Annotated in this window: 14 protein-coding genes and 1 pseudogene; 10 read left to right on the forward strand and 5 right to left on the reverse strand. The window is 71.0% G+C overall.

Going from position 1 to position 17794, the window contains the following annotated elements:
- Positions 1-301 precede the first annotated feature (301 nt).
- Positions 302-541, reverse strand: a complete 240-nt coding sequence (locus tag ACSC1Q_RS32645) for a hypothetical protein (RefSeq protein ID WP_436762550.1) — start codon at positions 539-541, stop codon at positions 302-304.
- A 163-nt stretch (positions 542-704) separates the two neighbouring features.
- Positions 705-1166 (reverse strand): annotated as a pseudogene (locus ACSC1Q_RS32650) (LCP family protein); the annotation flags it as partial.
- 229 nt (positions 1167-1395) lie between these two features.
- Here ACSC1Q_RS32650 and ACSC1Q_RS32655 point away from each other — a divergent pair.
- Genes ACSC1Q_RS32655 through ACSC1Q_RS32665 form a run of 3 tightly spaced genes read left to right on the forward strand, consistent with a single transcriptional unit; the run spans position 1396 to position 6456 of the window.
- Positions 1396-2505 (forward strand): endonuclease domain-containing protein, encoded by a 1110-nt coding sequence (locus ACSC1Q_RS32655; RefSeq protein ID WP_436762551.1) that lies wholly within the window; start codon positions 1396-1398, stop codon positions 2503-2505.
- Positions 2495-3184, forward strand: a complete 690-nt coding sequence (locus ACSC1Q_RS32660) for a hypothetical protein (RefSeq protein WP_436762552.1) — start codon at positions 2495-2497, stop codon at positions 3182-3184. Before ACSC1Q_RS32655 ends, ACSC1Q_RS32660 begins: the two co-directional genes overlap by 11 nt.
- A complete protein-coding gene (locus ACSC1Q_RS32665; protein ID WP_436762553.1) occupies positions 3181-6456 on the forward strand; it encodes a helicase HerA domain-containing protein in 3276 nt (1091 codons plus the stop codon). Before ACSC1Q_RS32660 ends, ACSC1Q_RS32665 begins: the two co-directional genes overlap by 4 nt.
- A 61-nt stretch (positions 6457-6517) precedes the next feature.
- On the opposite strand, the gene ACSC1Q_RS32670 is transcribed toward ACSC1Q_RS32665, so the two are convergent.
- A complete protein-coding gene (locus tag ACSC1Q_RS32670; protein WP_436762554.1) occupies positions 6518-7204 on the reverse strand; it encodes a nucleoside/nucleotide kinase family protein in 687 nt (228 codons plus the stop codon).
- A 180-nt stretch (positions 7205-7384) separates the two neighbouring features.
- On the opposite strand from ACSC1Q_RS32670, the gene ACSC1Q_RS32675 reads away from it, so the two are divergent.
- Positions 7385-7885, forward strand: a complete 501-nt coding sequence (locus tag ACSC1Q_RS32675; protein WP_436762555.1) for a SigE family RNA polymerase sigma factor — start codon at positions 7385-7387, stop codon at positions 7883-7885.
- The gene (locus tag ACSC1Q_RS32680) at positions 7882-9099 is read left to right on the forward strand and encodes a TolB family protein (RefSeq protein WP_436762556.1); all 1218 of its coding nucleotides are present in this window, start codon (positions 7882-7884) and stop codon (positions 9097-9099) included. The genes ACSC1Q_RS32675 and ACSC1Q_RS32680 overlap by 4 nt, the downstream gene beginning before the upstream one ends.
- 107 nt (positions 9100-9206) lie before the next feature.
- On the opposite strand, the gene ACSC1Q_RS32685 is transcribed toward ACSC1Q_RS32680, so the two are convergent.
- Complete coding sequence (locus ACSC1Q_RS32685; protein ID WP_436762557.1) at positions 9207-9941, reverse strand: GntR family transcriptional regulator; 735 nt, start codon at positions 9939-9941, stop codon at positions 9207-9209.
- A 167-nt stretch (positions 9942-10108) separates the two neighbouring features.
- Between ACSC1Q_RS32685 and ACSC1Q_RS32690 the strand changes: the two genes are divergently transcribed.
- From ACSC1Q_RS32690 to ACSC1Q_RS32710, 5 genes are all read left to right on the forward strand, one after another.
- On the forward strand, positions 10109-11365 hold the full coding sequence (locus ACSC1Q_RS32690; RefSeq protein ID WP_436762648.1) for an extracellular solute-binding protein: 1257 nt from the start codon (positions 10109-10111) through the stop codon (positions 11363-11365).
- Positions 11366-11552: 187 nt separating this feature from the next.
- Positions 11553-12599, forward strand: a complete 1047-nt coding sequence (locus ACSC1Q_RS32695; RefSeq protein ID WP_436762558.1) for a carbohydrate ABC transporter permease — start codon at positions 11553-11555, stop codon at positions 12597-12599.
- Positions 12596-13456, forward strand: a complete 861-nt coding sequence (locus ACSC1Q_RS32700; protein WP_436762559.1) for a carbohydrate ABC transporter permease — start codon at positions 12596-12598, stop codon at positions 13454-13456. Before ACSC1Q_RS32695 ends, ACSC1Q_RS32700 begins: the two co-directional genes overlap by 4 nt.
- A gap of 176 nt (positions 13457-13632) precedes the next feature.
- Complete coding sequence (locus ACSC1Q_RS32705) at positions 13633-14928, forward strand: beta-N-acetylhexosaminidase (protein ID WP_436762560.1); 1296 nt, start codon at positions 13633-13635, stop codon at positions 14926-14928.
- A gap of 117 nt (positions 14929-15045) precedes the next feature.
- Positions 15046-16452, forward strand: coding sequence for a cellulose binding domain-containing protein (locus ACSC1Q_RS32710; protein WP_436762561.1), 1407 nt, complete (start codon positions 15046-15048; stop codon positions 16450-16452).
- Here the strand turns inward: ACSC1Q_RS32710 and ACSC1Q_RS32715 are convergent.
- On the reverse strand, positions 16404-17735 hold the full coding sequence (locus tag ACSC1Q_RS32715; protein WP_436762562.1) for an MFS transporter: 1332 nt from the start codon (positions 17733-17735) through the stop codon (positions 16404-16406). The two genes, ACSC1Q_RS32710 and ACSC1Q_RS32715, sit on opposite strands and share 49 nt — an antisense overlap.
- Positions 17736-17794: the final 59 nt, after the last annotated feature.

A 17794-nucleotide genomic window follows, 5' to 3' on the forward strand; every position in this document is an offset into this window, starting at 1 on the left:
GGCTCACCCCCGAGGGACGGTGACGCGCTGCCAAGAAATGACCATTTCAGGCCCATGGTCAGAGATTGACCGGGAATCCAGGTGGCTGGGTGGCTGGGTGCTCAAGGCTCCCACCTCACCGGCCGGAACCGCGAGCCCCCGGCCAGAGGCGAGCGCCCAGCCGGAGCCGTCAGCACCCGACCTGAGCCGGAGGGCCGCGTCGGCGAGAAGGCGTCCATCGGTCGCGCCCCACGTACGACCGATGGACGCGTCCTCGCGTACGGCACATCCCGGCCGGCCCCTCATGGAGCCTGCGTGAACGTCACATGCTCTCCGTGAACGTCCGGGAGTTGCTCTCACTGCTGAGATAGCTCTGGTAGCCCGGCCCCCACGTCCAGGTCTCCGTACGATCCCCCTTCTTGACGGTCACCTTCCCGAAGAGGGAGCAGTCGGCCGCCACGGCGGGCCGGGGCGGGATGAGAGCGGCGGACGCGACCGGCGCGGCGAGCGCCACCACGAGGGCGGCGAGGGCGGCGGTGGCGATACAGCGGGCAACGGACATGGGTTCTCCCATGACGTGCGGATGATTCGACGGAGATATCGCCTTTTTTCCGGAAAGACGAACCACCTCGACCATCAAAACTCGCACCGAGCCACATTCGGCACGGCCGACCGTTTTGTCCACTTATGTTCCCACTGCCACCCGAAAGCAAGGGCCCTCTGGCTCACCCGGCGTCCCTCCTGATCCCGGCGAACAGCAGCTCGGCGGCGGACCGGTCCCACATGAGACGGTTCGGATCATCGGGATGCGGGCGGGTGGGCACCGTGGAGAACGTCACCGAGCCCGGCTTGAGCTTCGCCATGCTCCGGGCGATGGCGTACATCGTCCCCAGGTCGAGCCCGGCGTCGGTCCTGACGGACTTCCTCACCTCGGCGAGGAGGGCGGAGAGCCTCGCCGGCTCGCCCAGCAGACCTCTCACCCTCATGACCAGCGTGTGCATCAACCGGTGCTGGCGCTTGATTCGCGCCAGGTCGGTCCCGTCGCCGAAGTTTCGGAGCCGCACATAGCCCAGCGCCTGCTCGCCGTCGAGAAGCTGCTTTCCCGCGGGCAGCCGCAGCCTCGCCTTGCGGTCGTCCACCGGCCGCGGCAGATCGACCTCCACCCCGCCGAGCGCGTCCACCATGCCCTTGAACCCGGTGGTCCCGGCGGGCGAAGGCGACCAGGAACGTCTCGCCGACCAGGTCCTCGGCGATCTCCGGGCCCAGCCGCCGGCAAAGCCGAGGGATAAATCCCCTCAAATACGAAATTCCCGGCACTAAAAGCGGACGAATTTTATCGCTTCCGGCAAAGCGCCTGCATTACCCGGCACCGGCCTATAACCTCGCGAGGTCTCATCGCGCGAAAAGGGAAGTGGCGTGGCAGGATCATGGGCGGAGCTGCCGATAGGACGCGTCGTGCGCGTTCACGGCGCGGACGCCGACGCCGTCGCCCTTTCCATCGACCCGCTTCCCGATGACGCTCCGGCGATTGTCACCTACTTCGCGGGCGACACCCGATCCGCGACGGAAATGGTCTCCTCGGTATTGCGCGAGCTTGAAAAGGCCGCCGTCGGCCTGTTTCCGGCATGGCTGCCGGGCGCGGAGAACATCGGCGGCCCCGGGGGCGCGGGCGGGCGCGCCGTACGCGTGCTGGCGCTGCGGGCCGCGTCCTCGACCGAGCACTTCGGCCCCTTCCTGGCCGACCTCGCCGAGCGCGCGCTTCGCGGTGCCGAGCCTCTCGCGCGACGAGGGCGACCGGCCGGAGCGCGACGCTCCCCCTGGTTCGCGGCCGAGGTACGGGCCGCCGGTCTCGGGCGGGTGATCGCCGCCAGCTTCGGCCGATCCCGCGCGGCGGTCCTCGTACACGTGCCGGCGGATCTTTCCCCAGCCGCAGAGGAGGCCCTCGTCACGGGATGCGAATGGCTGGCCCACCACGGCGACCTGGGCGTCTGGCTCACCGGCGCCCCGTTGACCACCGTGGACCGGATCGCCGTGACGCCTCTGCGACTGCCGGCCGAGGTGACGGACCTCGTACGCGGCCTACCGGCACCGCCGATACCACCGGCACCACGGCCCGACGCCCGTACGGCGCCCATGGCCACGTACCCGCCCGTGGCGGGGAGGCCGCATCCGGCGAGCGTCGCCGAGCGGACGCTGGAGACCGCGCTGGCCGCGTGCGACTGGGCGGCCGGGCGGGCGTGGAACCAGACACACCGGCCGCACCCGCTCGTCAACCCGATCCGGGTGGACCTGCTCTGGCGGGACGAGCGGTGCGTCATCGAGATCGACGGGCCCGAGCACCGCTCCGCGCTCGCGTACGCGGCGGACCGGCAACGGGACGTACGGCTCCAGCTCGACGGCTACGCGGTGCTGCGCTTCACCAACGCGCAGGTGACGACCGATACGGAAACCGTGCTTCACCAGATAAGGCGATTTCTCCGGGGCCGTCGCCCCGGTGTGTTGGAAGGACTGAAACATGCCCGATAAAGCACTTTCGCTGCCGGAGATCACCGCGCTCCTGGTGTTGATGGTTGAGGGGCGAGAGATCTCCAATGTGGAGCTCCAGGAACGTCACGGCCTGACGCTCACCGGAGAACCACGTCAGAACCTGAACGACCTGAAGCTGGTGGAGAGCCGGAAAGGGAAGCGTGGCGCTTTCTTCCACGTGCTGACCGACGACGGGTGGGCCTGCCTGACCGACGAGCTCCGCGCCGGGGTCGTCATCCCGCAGCGCTCGGGCTCCGCGGGGAGCGCGCTCCGCGCCGTCCTGTCCGGGCTGCAGGGATTCATGGAGCGAACCGACCGCAGCCTCGCCGACGTCTTCGCGGAGAACACCGACCCGGCACCCGCGGCCTCCTCGGAGGACCCCGCCACCCCCGCGCCGTCGTCCGCGACTCCCGCGCCGGACGTCGAGGAGCGGATTCGTGCCGCCTACCGCGAGCTGGCCGCCAAGCCGGGCGCCTGGGTGAGCCTCACGAAGCTCCGCCCGCTCCTGGGCGAGGTGGCGAGGGCGACGGTCGATGAGGCTCTCGTCCGGATGAACCGCATGCCGGACGTGAACATCGTCCCCGAGGACAACCAGAAGATGCTCTCCAGGGAAGACAGGGACGCGGCGGTGACCATCGGCGAGCAGGAGAAGCACCTCCTCTGGATCGAGGCGCGATGAAGGACGACGAGCGCAGAGCACTGGCGGAGCTCAAGCTCAGGCTGAACTCGGCGATGGTCCCCGACGACGTGTGGAACACCTCGCCGTTCCACGTGAGGGGCCTGCACCGCCACACCGGCCAGCTCCTGCTCGACGGGCTGGGCGAGGCCGGGGAGAGCCGTGCCGCGAGCCCGATCGGCGTGGTCGTCCAGGGCCAGCGGGGCACCGGCAAGACGCACCTGCTGGGCTGGGCGCGCGACCGGGTGCTGCGGGAGGGCGGATACTTCTTCCTGGTGAGCCTGCTGGACGCCAGGAGCTTCTGGGAGAGCGTCGTGGTGTCGATGCTCGACAGCCTCTCCCGTAAAGCCCAGGAGGATGGGGCGAGCCAGCTCAAGGTCTTCCTGGACCGCCTGTCGTCGCTGGTCGAGGTCCCCCGGATGGTGCGGCGCGCGGTGACCGGGAACACGGCGCTGACGAGGGAGGCCCTCGACGCCTTCGTCGAGGCGCTGCGCCGCTTCGACGGGCCGTTGGGCCGGGAGAGCCAGAACACCGCGCGGGCGCTCGTGCTGGTCGCCTCCGACGACCTGACGGCACAGGACATCGGATTCGCCTACCTGTCCTCCATCCCCGAGGAGGAGCCGGGCGAGCGCGCCTCGTGGGGCCTCCGGCGGGGCGAGAAGTCGCCGCAGGAGATCGTGAGGGACATCTCGCGGCTCATGGCGCTCACCGGCCCCTCCGTGATCGCGATCGACCAGATCGACATGCTCATCGCGCAGTCCTCGCTCGCCGGTGTCAGTGATTCGGAGCAGGACTGGCGCGAGGCCCTCGTCGTCGAGCAGATCGCGGGCGGGCTGATGTCACTGCGGGAGGTCACCCGCAGGACGCTGACGGTCGTCTCCTGCCTTCCGGCGACCTGGATCCTCGTCGAGAAGCTTGCCACCGGCACCGTCCGAGACCGGTTCCGGCAGACGGTCCAGCTCATGACCATCCCCGACGCCAAGGTCGGCCGCGCCCTGGTCGAGCGGCGGTTCGCGGCGCCGTTCCGGGAGCTCGACTTCACGTTGCCCTACCCGACGTGGCCGGTGCGGCCGTCCGCGTTCGAGGACGCCCCCGACTTCACCCCCCGGGAGTTGCTGAAGATCGTCGACCGGCACCTCCACTCCTGCCTGGCCGACGGCGAGGTCAGGGAACTGGAGAGCCTCCGTTCCTCCCCCACGCCGGGCCCGGTCGTCGTTCACAGGCCCCCGGTATCCCCGCAGGACCTCGCGGCGCTGGACGTCCGCTTCGCCGAGCTGAGGGACAGCGCGGACGTGACCTCGGCGACCGGTTCCACCACCGAGGACACGACGATGCCAGCCCTGCTGGCAGCGGGGCTGGACGCCTGGATCGTCGAGCGGGGCGACGCGGGACGGGTGTTCGGCCAGGACCCCCCACCGAGCGCGAAGCCTCCCCTGCACGCGCGCCTGCGGCGCAGCCTGGACGAGACCACCGAGGACGAGGCGCACTGGTGCTTCCGCGCGATCGCCACCACGCACGGCAACGCCGCGCTGGTCCGCCTGCGCGGTGCCTCGGTGGCGGCGGGCCTGGACGCCGAGGTCCCGAAGCGGAAGCTGTTCGTGCTGCGGAACGCGGAGTGGGCGAAGGGGCCGCGCACCCGCGAGGTCCTCGCGGAGTTCGAGCGGACGGGCGGCAGGGTGCTCCGTGTGGACGACGAGGATCTCAGGATCCTCGCGGCGCTCCGAGACCTGTTCGCCGAGGATCCGGCGAACCTGCGGGCGTGGCTCGTCTCGCGGAAGCCCACCGGTGACGTCAAGATGTTCGGCGAGGCACTGGGTGACGAGTGGACCGTTCCCGGTCAGGGCCCCGGCCTCGACGGGCCGCCTCCCCCCGCCACCTTTGATCAGCCGTCCGGCCGCGCCGCCTCCCAAGGAACCGAGGCGCCGGGGCACGCCACCGTGCCCGTCGAGGCCGGGCACGGACACACCGACGCCGAGGAACACCCCGTGGGACCGGGCGCGGGGCCACGTACGAGGCCCGACGCGAGCCGCGCGCCGTCCGTCGCGCTCGGCAGGGCGGTGGCCGACGGCACATCCCTTGACATCGACCTGGAGTCGTTCAGGAAACACACCGCGATCTTCGCCGGATCCGGGTCGGGGAAGACCGTGCTCATCCGCCGCCTGGTCGAGAAGTGCGCGCTCCAGGGCGTGTCGGCCATCGTGCTCGATCCCAACAACGACCTCGCACGCCTGGGAGACCCGTGGCCGCACGCGCCGGCGCACTGGGACGCCGGTGACGCCGCGAGGGCCGAGGAGTACCTGGCCGGGACCGATGTCGTGGTCTGGACGCCGCGCCGCAGCATGGGCCGTCCCCTCAGCTTCCAGCCCCTCCCCGACTTCGCGAGCGTCGTCGACAATCCCGACGAGTTCAACGAGGCCGTCGAGGTGGCCGTCGCGTCCATCGTGCCGCGGGTCAAGCTGGAGGCGAGGACGGCCAAGGCCCAGCTCGGACAGGCGGTGCTCAGGGAGACGCTCAGGCACTACGGGCGGCGGGGGGCGGGCGGCCTCAGGGGTTACATCGCGATGTTGTCGGCGCTGCCCGACGGGGTGAGCGAGCTCGACAACGCGGAGAGGATCGCGGCCGACCTGGCCCAGAGCCTGACCGCGGCCATGGTCAACGACCCGATGTTCGGCGGCGAGGGCGTGCCGATGGACCCCGGGCTCCTGCTGACCCCGCCCCCGGGAAAGAAGGCCCGCGTCTCGGTGATCAGCCTCGTCGGGTTGCAGTCGGACTACCAGCGGCAGAGTTTCGTGAACCAGCTGCAGATGGCCCTGTTCGCCTGGATCAAGAAGAACCCGGCCGGTGACCGGCCGCTGGGCGGACTGTTCGTGATGGACGAGGCCCAGACGTTCGCACCGTCCGGCACGATGACGGCCTGCACGCAGAGCACGCTGGCCCTGGCCTCCCAGGCCCGCAAGTACGGGCTCGGTCTCGTGTTCGCGACCCAGGCGCCCAAGGGACTGCACAACCGGATCCCGGGGAACGCCGCGACCCAGTTCTTCGGCCTGCTGAACAGCCCGATCCAGATCTCCGCCGCGAGGGAGATGGCCCAGGCCAAGGGGAGCGACGTCACCGACATCTCACGACTGCGGACGGGTGAGTTCTACGCGGCGACCGCGGGGGCGGCGTTCGCGAAGGTGCGGATCCCCATGTGCCTGAGCCATCATCCCAAGGACCCGCTCAGCACCGAGGAGGTCATCGAGAGGGCCGGGAGGCCGATGAGGGACTCCGGATAGCCTTCCCGCGCGTCGGCACCCGCTTCACCGGGCCCGGCCTCGCCGTGTCAGCCGAACCCCGTCAGCCCGGTCCCGTCTCGCGGTCGTCGATCGAGCGCAGGACGGCGTCGGGGACGACGAGGTCGGCGCGGGAGCGGGTGGTGGCGATGAGGTCGGCGTTGCGCTGGTCGGTTCCCAGCGCCCAGGCCACGGCGGCGTCGGGGGTCTTGCCGAAGCGCTCGTGCCGGGAGACGAGGCGGCGCACGCGCTCGTCCGGGTCGAGGTCGCAGTACCAGACCTCGTGCAGCCCGGCCCGCACGCGGGCCCAGTCGCCCTGGTCGAGCAGCAGGTAGTTTCCCTCGGTGACGACGAGCCTGGCGGCCCGGCGGACCGGGATGCTGCCCGCGATCGGCTGCTCCAGGTCGCGCTCGAACGCGGGCGCGTAGACCACGTCGTCCTCGTCCTCGCGCAGGCGGCGCAGGAGGGCCGCGTACCCGGCGGCGTCGAAGGTGTCGGGGGCGCCCTTGCGGTCGCGGCGCCCGAGCCGGTCGAGCTCGACGTCGGCGAGGTGGAAGCCGTCCATCGGCACGTACGCCACCCACTCCCGCTCCGGCAGCCCCTCGGGAGGCGACGGCCGCAGCAGGCGGACCAGGTGTTCTGCAAGGGTGGTCTTGCCCGCCCCCGGGCCTCCGGTGACGCCGAGCAGCGCGCGGTGTCCCTCTCGTACGAGGGAGCGCGCCCGGACCACCAGTTCGTCGAGGGATGTCATCGAGGCCGGCCCGCGAGAGGCGGGCGGCCCCGGACCGGGACAGCCGGGCTGATCGTCACCTGAACGAACGTAGCCGAGCCGCCCGCCGACATCCAGCGGGGTTCGTGCGCATAGGTGGCGCGCTGCAACACTTCCGGGCCCTTCGGCGTCTATGCGGTGACGATGGAGAAGGGACGGCATGTGGACGACGAACCCGGTTTCGACGACTTCGTGGCCGAACGGGGTGAGGCGCTGCTCCGCTACGCGTACGTCCTGACCGGCAACCCGCACGACGCCGCCGATCTCACGCAGGAGGTGCTGGCCCGGTTGCGCGACGCCTGGCCGAGGGTGCGATGCAAGACCGACGCGCACGGTTACGCCCGGACGACGATGGCGCGGCTGCACATCAGCATCTGGCGGCGGCGCAGGCGCGAGCATCTCACCGGGGAGCCTCCCGAGCGGACCTGGGAGGCGGTCTTCCCCTCCGAGGAGGACCGGGGACTCTGGCACGAGCTGGCCGCGCTGCCCCGCAGACAGCGCGCCGTGCTGGTGCTCCGCTACTACGAGCAGCTGACCGACGCCGAGATCGCCGAGGTGCTCCGCATCTCCCCGGGGACCGTGCGCAGCCAGGCCTCCCGCGGCCTGGACAAGTTGCGGTCCTCCCTCTCCACCTCACCGGCGGCCCACGGGAGCACGCGATGACCGACATCGAAGACAAGCTGATCCGCGTCCTGGCCGGAGCGGCGGAGCAGGTGCCCGAGCGGGCGCGGGTCAGGCTGTCCGCGGCGGTCGGGGCACGCCGCCGCCCCCGGCGGGCGCCCGCCGCGCTGCTCGCGGCGATGGCCGTGGTCGTGGTGGCCGGTGGGGCGGGTACGGCGGTGCGGACCCTGGGCTCGTCGGCCGTGCGACAGCCCGCGGCGAACGCCACGGGTACGCAGGGACCGACGCCGCAGCCGCCCCCGGTACCGGAGGAGAAGCTGCCGCCGCCCATCGAGAAGGTGTGGCCGCGGGCCCTGCACAAGATCCCCGCCAAGCTGCCCGACGGCCGCGCCTACTACCCGCGGTCGCTTCTCGACGACCGCACGCTGCTCGTCATGACGGGGGCGAGCGACGGGAGGAGACAGTTCCTGTGGAGCTACGACCTGAAGAGCGGCAAGCCCCGGCGGATCACCGAGATCCCGACCCGGAACTCGACGCTCTACGCCAACGACGTCACCACAGGCGGCGGAGAAATCGTCTGGTGGGCGTCGTACAAGGAACCGGGCAGGCAGCGGGTCGCCCGGATCTGGGCGGTGCCCGTCGGCGGCGGCGCCCCTCGGAAGGTGGCCGACGTCCCGCTGGAGAACGTCATGAAGAAGGGCCACATCAGGGCGCTGGAGGTGGTGGGCCGGGACGTGGCCTTCTCCCGCGAGAGCGGCGGCGTGTACCGGGTGCCGCTGCGTGGCGGCACGGCGCGGGCGGTGCCGGGGACCGCGGGACAGCACCTCCTGAAGTGGCCCTGGGCGGGCCGTCACACCAAGCGGGCCGCCTTCGCCGAGCTGGTCGACGTCGAGACGAGGAAGCGGCGTGACGCCGTGATCAAACCGGGCGAGAACGGCGTCAGGTGTGGCGTCGACAGGTGCTACGGCCACGGCCCGGCCGACGGGTCCGGCCCGCGCGTCTTCGTCCGCGAGCGCGACGGTTCCCGGGAGCGGGCGCTGCCTCCCGAGGTCCAGACGGGCGACGATCCCGGCCTGGAGCGGTTCTACAAGAGGGTTCTCATGGAGGGCGTCGCCCTCTACGACCGGGTCACCGGCACGTCCGCCGATCTGGGCGTGCGTCAGGGCAGTGGCATCCCCAACGGCGGCTTGGGCCGGCTGATGGCCTATCAGGTCGGGACGAGGATGTACGTCGTGGACCTGGCCGCGATCAAGTGAGGGAGGGGCCGGGGATCGGTCCGGGCTGGCCCGGCCCGGCGGGGATCGGCCGGGGACCGGCCGGAGTCGGCGCGGTCGCCGCGGTGGATCCGGGGACCCGCCGGAGGTCAGCCGGAGTCGGCGTTGAAGGACAGTTCCGACGTCACCCGGTAGCGGTCGCCGCGGTAGATGGAGCGGGTGAACTCGACGATCCGGCCGCCGACGTCGCGGGTGGTGCGCTCGAAGAGCAGGGCCGGGGCGTGCTGGGGGACGTGGAGGAGCTCGGCCTCGGTCTCGTCGGTGACGGTGGGCTCTATCGTCTGCACGGCGCCGCGGACGTCGACGTTGAAACGTTCCCGCAGCAGCCGGTAGAACGAGCCCGACTCCATGTCGGCCGGGACGAGGCCGTCGACCAGGGCGTACGGCAGGTGGATGCGCTCGATCGCCATGGGCTCGTCGTCGACGACGCGCAGCCGTACGACCCGCAGGACGGGGTCGGCGGGGGAGAGCTGGAGCCGGGTGGCGAGCCGGGCGCCCGCGGGGGTGGAGCCGAACTCCAGGATCCGGCTGAGCCAGTTGCCCTCGGCGGGCGGCGCGTAGAACGAGTTGCCGGTGGTCGAGGCGAGCGCCTGGGTGACCCGGTGCGGCCCGGTGAACGTGCCGCGCCCGTGCTCGCGGACGAGCAGCCCCGACATGACCAGATCGTCGATCGCCGCGCGCACCGTGGGCCGGGAGACCCCGAGCTCCTTGCAGAGATCCCGCTCGGAGGGGATCGCCTCACCCGGCTTCATGTCGGCGATGAAGTCGAGCAGGACATCGCGCACCCGGTCGCGCTTGAGCCCGGACCTCATGTTTAGAGTCACTACCTCAGCTTACCAAGAACTTACCTATTTGTTACCTCTCGTCCTGGAAAAAACAGGTCTTGACGTCAGAAGTGGTAAGAGCCACCCTATGCGGAGCAGGCCAATTACTTACCAATATCTGACCTCTGGGAGTACCGATGGGGTACCGCCTCCGCGCCACCGCGGCAGTGTTGACACTCGCCGCAGGCCTCACCGCATGCGGCTCCTCCGAGCCGTCCCCCTCCGCGGACTCGCCCGGCTCGGCCGGTACCGGGCAGGGCTCCACGAACCTGACCGTGTGGGTCATGCGCGACAGCTTCTCCGACGCCCTGCTCGACCGCTTCCGCACCGACTACCTGGCGGCCCACCCCGGCGTCGCCCTCGACATCCAGATCCAGGAGTGGGACGGCATCGGCCAGCGGGTCACCAGCGCCCTGGCCAGCAACGACGCCCCGGACGTCATCGAGGTCGGAAACACCCAGGTCGCCGAGTACGCCGCCAGCGGCGGGGTGAAGGACCTCACCGACAAGGTCACCGACCTGGCCGGCGGCGACTGGCTGCCCGGCCTGGCGGAGCCGGGCAAGATCGACGGACGCCAGTACGGCATCCCCTGGTACGCCGCGAACCGGGTGGTCATCTACAACAAGGACCTGTTCGCCAAGGCCTCGATCACCTCGCCGCCCAAGACCAGGGACGAGTGGCTGGAGGTCACGGCCAAGCTCAACAAGGGCGGTGACCAGGGCATCTACCTGCCCGGCCAGAACTGGTACACCCTCTCGGGGTTCGTCTGGGACGAGGGCGGCGACCTCGCCGTCAACGAGGGCGGCACCTGGAAGGGCGGCCTCGGCACCCCCCAGGCGCTGGCCGGGGTCGAGTTCTACCGGAAGCTCCAGGCGCTGGGCAAGGGTCCCAAGGACTCCGACGAGGCCAAACCGCCGCAGGCCGACGTCTTCGCCAAGGGTGACGTCGCCCAGCTCATCTCCGCGCCGGGCGGCGCGGTGGCGATCGAGAAGGCGAACCCGGACCTCAAGGGCAAGCTCGGGTTCTTCCCCATCCCCGGCAAGACCGCCGACAGGCCGGGCGCGGTGTTCACCGGCGGCTCCGACCTGGTCATCCCCGAGGCCTCGAAGAACCCCGAGGCGGCGTACGAGGTGGTCAAGGCGCTCGCGGGCGAGAAGTTCCAGACCGACATGGCCAAGGAGATGAGCTACGTGCCCAACCGCGTCTCCCTCGCCGGCGTGCTGAGCGACAACGAGGCGACGGCCGCGATGGCCGCGGGCGCCGCCAACGGGCACGCCACCCCCAACTCCCCCAACTGGGCGGCGGTCGAGGCCAAGAACCTGATCAAGGAGTATCTGACCAGGGTGCTCACCGGGGGCGACCCCGCCACCGAGGCCGCCACGGTGGACCAGGGCATCGCCGAGATCCTCAACACCAAGTCCTGACCCCCGCCCGGTACGCCGGGCCCACGGCGCGGGCCCCCGCACCGGCCGCGGGAGCCGGTGCCGCCCCGCGAACAGCCGAACCGGCACGCACGAAGCCAGGCCCCGTACCGGCCCGCGAGAAATCCTGACCGGATCCCCACCCACCCACCCACCCACCCGTACCCGCTCGCCCGCTCCGAGGAGTGCCATGCCCGCTGCCCCCCAGGCCCCGACCGGGCGCCCGACACGGCGGCGCGCCCGCGACCGGGACGCCCCCGCCCCCGAGCACCCAGAGCATCCCGGACAACCTGAACCCCCCGGACAGCCAGGACCACCGGGAGCCCGATCCGGGGCGCGGCCGTCCCGGCTGGCCGGTCTCTGGCCCTACCTGCTGATCGCGCCCACCCTGGCGGGCACCGCCTACCTGCTGCTCTACCCGCTGATCCGCAGCGTCGTCATCTCCTTCCAGCACTTCAGGACCGGTGAGCTCATCCGGGGCGGCGCGGAGTTCGTCGGCCTGGGCAACTACGCGGAGGTGCTCGGCGGGGCGGAGTTCTGGGCCGTGGTGCGCAGGACCCTGGTCTGGACGGCCGTCAACGTCGTCCTGATCATGGTCATCTCCACCGCGGTGGCCCTGATGATCGCCCGTCTGGGCCGGGGGATGCGCCTGGCCGTGATGGGCGGCCTGGTGCTCACCTGGGCCACCCCCGTCCTCGCCGCCACCACGATCTTCCAGTGGCTGTTCCAGTCGCGGCTGGGGGTGGTCAACTGGCTGCTGGTCACGCTGGGGTTCGAGTCCTTCAGGGACTACACCTGGTTCGCCGACGGCACGTCCACCTTCGCCATCCTGGTCGCCCTGGTCGTCTGGCAGTCCGTGCCGTTCGCCGCCCTCACCCTCTACGCGGGCCTGACCACCATCCCCTCCGAGCTGTACGAGGCCGCGCGGATCGACGGCGCGAGCGGCCGGCAGGTCTTCACCGCCGTCACCTTCCCCATCCTGCGACCGCTCTTCGGCCTGATCACCTCGCTGGAGGTGATCTGGGTGTTCAAGTGCTTCGCCCAGATCTGGGCGATCAGCAAGGGCGGCCCGGGGGAGGCCACCACCACCCTTCCCGTCTACGCGTTCCAGGTCGCGCAGTCGCTCCACAAGTACGACCTCGGCTCGGCGATCTCCACCCTCACCGTGCTGATCCTGATCGTCCTGCTGATCACCCACCTCCGGCGGATGCTCAAGCACGAAGGGGAGGAACTGTGACAACCCTGACGCCCGGCCGCTTACTGCCCGGCCGCCTGCTGCGTCGCGCGCCGCTGAACCTGGCGGCCCTGGCCGTGCTGGCCGTCTCGGTCTTCCCCGTCTACTGGATGGTGCTGACCGCGTTCAAGCCCACCCGGGACATCCAGTCGCAGACCCCGACCTTCTGGCCCGCCGACCCCACCCTGGACCACTTCGCGACCGCGGTGAGCGCGGACGGTTTCTGGACGTTCTGGCGCAACAGTCTCACCGTCACCGCGAGCGCGGTGCTGCTCGCCCTGGTGGTCGCGCTGCTCGCCGCGTTCGCGGTGGCCCGGATGCGCTGGCGCGGGCGCAAGGCGTTCATCCTGATGGTCTTCGTCGCCCAGATGGCCCCCTGGGAGGCACTGCTGGTGTCGATGTTCATCATCGCCCGCGACACCAACATGCTCGACAAGCTGTCGATGCTCACCCTGATCTACTTCATGACGACGCTGCCGTTCACCATCGTGACCCTGCGCGGGTTCCTCGCCGCGATCCCCCCGGAACTGGAGGAGGCCGCGCTGATGGACGGGTGCGACCGGGCGGCCGCCTTCCGCCGGGTGGTCCTGCCGCTGCTCGCCCCGGGCCTGATGTCCACCTCCCTGTTCGGCTTCATCACCGCGTGGAACGAGTTCGCCTTCGCCAACGCGCTGATCATCAAGAACCAGGACGACCGGACCCTGCCCGTCTGGCTCTCCTCCTTCAGCAACGTCTTCGGCACCGACTGGGGGGCCACCATGGCCGCCTCGACCCTCTTCATGCTGCCGGTGCTGCTGATCTTCCTCGTCCTGCAGCGCAGGGTCACCTCGGGAATGATCGCCGGCGCCGTCAAGGGCTGAGCGGACCCCCCTCCCGACACCACCATGCCCTCCGCCCGTCCACAGGCGTGCCCTCCCGAGAGGGTTCACGTCCACACACGCCCCCCGAGAAGACCCACCGTCCACACGCGTGCCCTCCCGAGAGGGCTCACCGTCCACAGGCGTGCCTCCCGCGACGCCGCGAAGGGAAGAGCAACGTGATCATTCCGAGGCCACGGGAAGTGGCCGTCGACGGGGGCTCCGTCGCGTTCCGGCGGGACCTCCTGCGGCTGATGCCCGACGACCCGTCCCTCGGCGAGGAGGGCTACCGCCTCGACGCCTCCCCCTCCGGCGTCGAGCTCACCGCCGGAGGCCCGGCCGGGCGCTTCTACGGCTCGCGGACCCTCTCCCAGCTGGGGCCGCTGATCCCGTACGGGACCATCGAGGACCGGCCGAGGTTCGCCTGGCGCGGGGTGATGCTGGACGTCGCGCGGCACTTCATGCCCAAGGCGTTCGTCCTGCGCCTCGTCGACCTGCTCGCCGAGCACAAGCTCAACGTGCTGCACCTGCACCTCACCGACGACCAGGGATGGCGCCTGGAGATCGAGCGCTACCCCCTGCTCACCGAGGTCGGCGCGCGGCGCGGCGGCTTCTATACGCGGGAGGACGTGCGGGAGATCGTCGCGTACGCGGCGGAGCGCTTCGTCACCGTGGTGCCCGAGATCGAGATGCCCGGCCACGCCCAGGCCGCCGTCGCCGCCTACCCGCACCTGGGCAACGACCCGTCCCGCGAGGTGGAGGTCTGGTCGGAGTGGGGGATCAGCGAGCACGTCCTCAACCTTGAGGAGTCCACCGTCCGCTTCTTCCAGGACGTGCTCGACGAGGTCATGGAACTCTTCCCGAGCCCGTACCTGCACGTCGGAGGGGACGAGTGCCCCACCGTCGAGTGGGAGCGTGACCCCCGGGCGCGGCGGCGGCTGGCGGAGCTGGGGCTGGCGGGCCCCCAGGACGCCTGCGCCTGGTTCATCGGCCGGATGGCCGCGCACCTGGAGAAGCACTCGCGCAAGCTGGTCTGCTGGGACGAGCCCGACCGCGAGCCCACTCCCGGCACGACCGTGATGGTCTGGCGCGACGAGCAGGCCGAGCGCGGCGGCAACGACATCATCCTGGCGCCGCACACGCGGACCTACTTCGACTACCGCCCCTCGGCCGCGCCCTTCGACGACCAGCCGGCCGACCCCGACCGGCCGACCGTCCAGGAGAGCGTCCTCACCCTGGCCGACACCTACGCGTTCGCACCCGACCCGGCCGCGCGGGGCGTGCAGTGCCAGCTGTGGACCGAGTACATGCCCACGCCGGAGCGGGTCGAGTTCATGGCCCTGCCCAGGATGTGCGCCTTCGCCGAGGTCGCCTGGGGCTCGCCCGGCGACTACCCCGACTTCCTCCGGCGGCTCGGCCCGCACCTCGCCCGGCTCAGCGCCCAGGGCGTCCGCGGCGGCCCGCTCATTCCCTGAACCTCCCCCGAACCTTTCCGAAAGCGGCTCGCCGAAGCGCCCCGGAAGCGGCCCGCTCATCCCGTGAATCCCCCCAGAACCCGTAAGCCCCGGGAAAGCACCACGAAAGGAAAGAAAGTGCGCAGAAAGCTGTTACTCGGCGGGCTCGTGTCCGCCATGCTGCTCGCGCTGGTGGGCGTCGCGGCCAACCCGGCCAGCGCCCAGCAGTCCCTCAGGCTCCAGTACAAGACGAGCGCCACCGGAGCGACCGCCGACCAGGTCGAGCCGTGGTTCAACCTGGTCAACGGCGGCACCTCGGCCGTGCCGCTGAGCGGTGTGAGGATCCGCTACTACTTCAAGGCGGACGCCGGATCGCCGCAGTACCGTTTCGCCTGCTCGTGGGCGGTGGTCTCCTGCTCCACGGTCACCGGCACCTTCGGGACGCTCTCCCCCGGTACGGCCACCGCCGACCGCTACCTGGAGGTGGGCTTCACCTCCGGGAACCTCGCGGTCGGGGCGCAGACCGGTGACCTGCAGCTGCGCTTCTACCGCGCCGACTGGCAGCGGCTGACCCAGAGCGACGACTACTCCTTCGGCTCGGCCCGCACGACGTACGCCGACTGGACCAAGGTGACCGTCTACCAGAACGGCGCCCTGGTCTGGGGCACCTCGCCCTCGGGCGGTGGCGGCGACCCGACCCCGACGCCCACCCCGACGATCTCGAACCCTCCCGGGGGCAGCGGGGTGGTGTTCGACGACTTCACGTACAACAACGCCGACGACCCGAACATCTCCGCGCACAACTGGACCGTGCGCACCAACAGCGGCGGCCCCGGCGTGCCCGGCGCCAGCTGGCCCAAGCAGAACGTGACCTTCCCCACGGTCTCCGGCACCAACAAGGCCCTGCAGCTCAAGGCCGTGACCGACGGCACCTCCTCGGGCACCCAGCAGTCGGAGGTGCTGCACCAGCGCAAGTTCCTGGAGGGAACCTACGCCGCCCGGGTGAAGTTCTCCGACGCCCCGGTGAGCGGTCCCGACGGGGACCACATCGTGCAGACCTTCTTCACGATCACCCCGCTCGCCGCCGACCTGGACCCCAACTACAGCGAGCAGGACTTCGAGTACCTGCCCAACGGCGGCTGGGGCGAGCCCGCCAACATCATGTACGCCACCTCGTGGGAGACCTACCGCAACGAGCCCTGGCAGGCGGTGAACGTGCACACCGAGGTCAGGCAGAGCTACGCGGGCTGGCACGACCTGGTCCTGCAGGTCTCCGGCGGCCAGATCAGGTACTACATCGACGGCGCCCTCTTCGCCGAGCACGGCGGCGAGTACTACCCGGAGACGGTGCAGTCGGTGAACTTCAACCTCTGGTTCATCAGCGGCGGCCTGGTCGGCAGCTCGACCTCGCGTAACTACGTCCAGCAGGTCGACTGGTTCTACCACTCCAAGAACGAGGTCGTGGCCCCGGCCACCGTCCTGAGCCGCGTCAACAACTACCGCTCCGCGTCGACCGCCTGGGTCGACACCGTCCCCAACCCCTGACCACCCTCCTGTGAGTGAGTACGGCCCGCGGTCTCCCCAGACGCGGGCCGTACGACTTCCTCCGGGGCCGGTGCCCGGAGAGTGCGAACCTGAGGGGAGAGCAGCGCCGCGAGCGTGGCGGCCACGACGAGACCGGAGCAGCCGAGAAGCGCGGTACCGGGACCGATCGCGGCGGCGACGGGACCGGCCGCGAGGATGCCGAGGGGCGCCAGCGCGAGGGACCCGAACCAGTCGTAGGAGCTGACGCGGGAGAGCGCGTCGGGAGGCACCTCGCGCTGCATGGTGGTGGTCCACAGCACGCCGAACACGTCCCCGGCCACACCGGCGGCGAACATCGCGGCCACGATCGTCCACAGCGGCGCCCCGGCCCCGAGGAGCGCCATCGGCAGCGCCGTGGGAAAGGTGACCAGGACGGCGAGGAGCATGGGCCGCCGGGGCCGCAGGCGCGCGGCGAGACCCGCGCCCGCGACGGTCCCCAGCGCCTGGGCCGCGACGATCAGCGCCCAGGAACTCGCCCCGTCCAGGTCCCGTACGGCGATCAGGGGGCCGAGCACGCCGACGTTGGCCCCGACGGCGGCGACGACGAACGCGTACTGCACCACCACGACCCACAGCCACTGCCGTGAGACGAACTCCCGCCAGCCGTGCCGCAGATCGGACCAGCCGGATCCCATGGACACCCGGAGGCGGCGGGGCAGGCGCATGGCGCGGATCAGCGCGGCGCTGGCGAGGAACGAGACGGCGTTGAGCGCGAGGGCCCACCCGGCGCCGACCAGTGCGACGGCGACACCGGACAGCGCCAGCCCCAGCACCATGGCGCCGTTCCTCGCGACCCCGAGCAGCGCGTTGGCCTCCTGCAGCCGCTCCCGGGGGACGACCTCCGGCACCACCCCGGTCATCGCCGGCATGAACAGTGCGGTGGCCACCCCCGCCAGGGTCGCCAGCAGCGCCACCGCGGGGATCGGCGTGTCACCGGTCAGGAACATCACCGCCAGCCCGCCGTACGCGACGGTGCCCAGAACGTCGGCGATCACCATCAGCCCGGACCGGGAGAACCGGTCGGCCAGCACGCCGCCGACGAGGATGAGCAGCAACTGCGGCACGGCCTGACAGGCCAGCACCAGCGACAGCTGCGCGGGGGTGCTCCCGGGGATCGCGATCACGCCGAACGCCAGGGCCACCCGGGCGAAACCGTCTCCCAGCACGGAGATCGTCCGAGCCGAGGCGAGCAGGACGAAGCGCCGCTCTCCCAGCAGGACCCGGGTGGGAGAGGACGTCGCCATGTCACGTCAGCGTAGACGCGAAAACGCCGCCCGTGGCATACCAGGATGACCGCCCGACC

This window comes from Streptosporangium heterodermiicola (assembly GCF_051390675.1).
In the GTDB taxonomy this organism is placed as follows: Bacteria; Actinomycetota; Actinomycetes; order Streptosporangiales; family Streptosporangiaceae; genus Streptosporangium.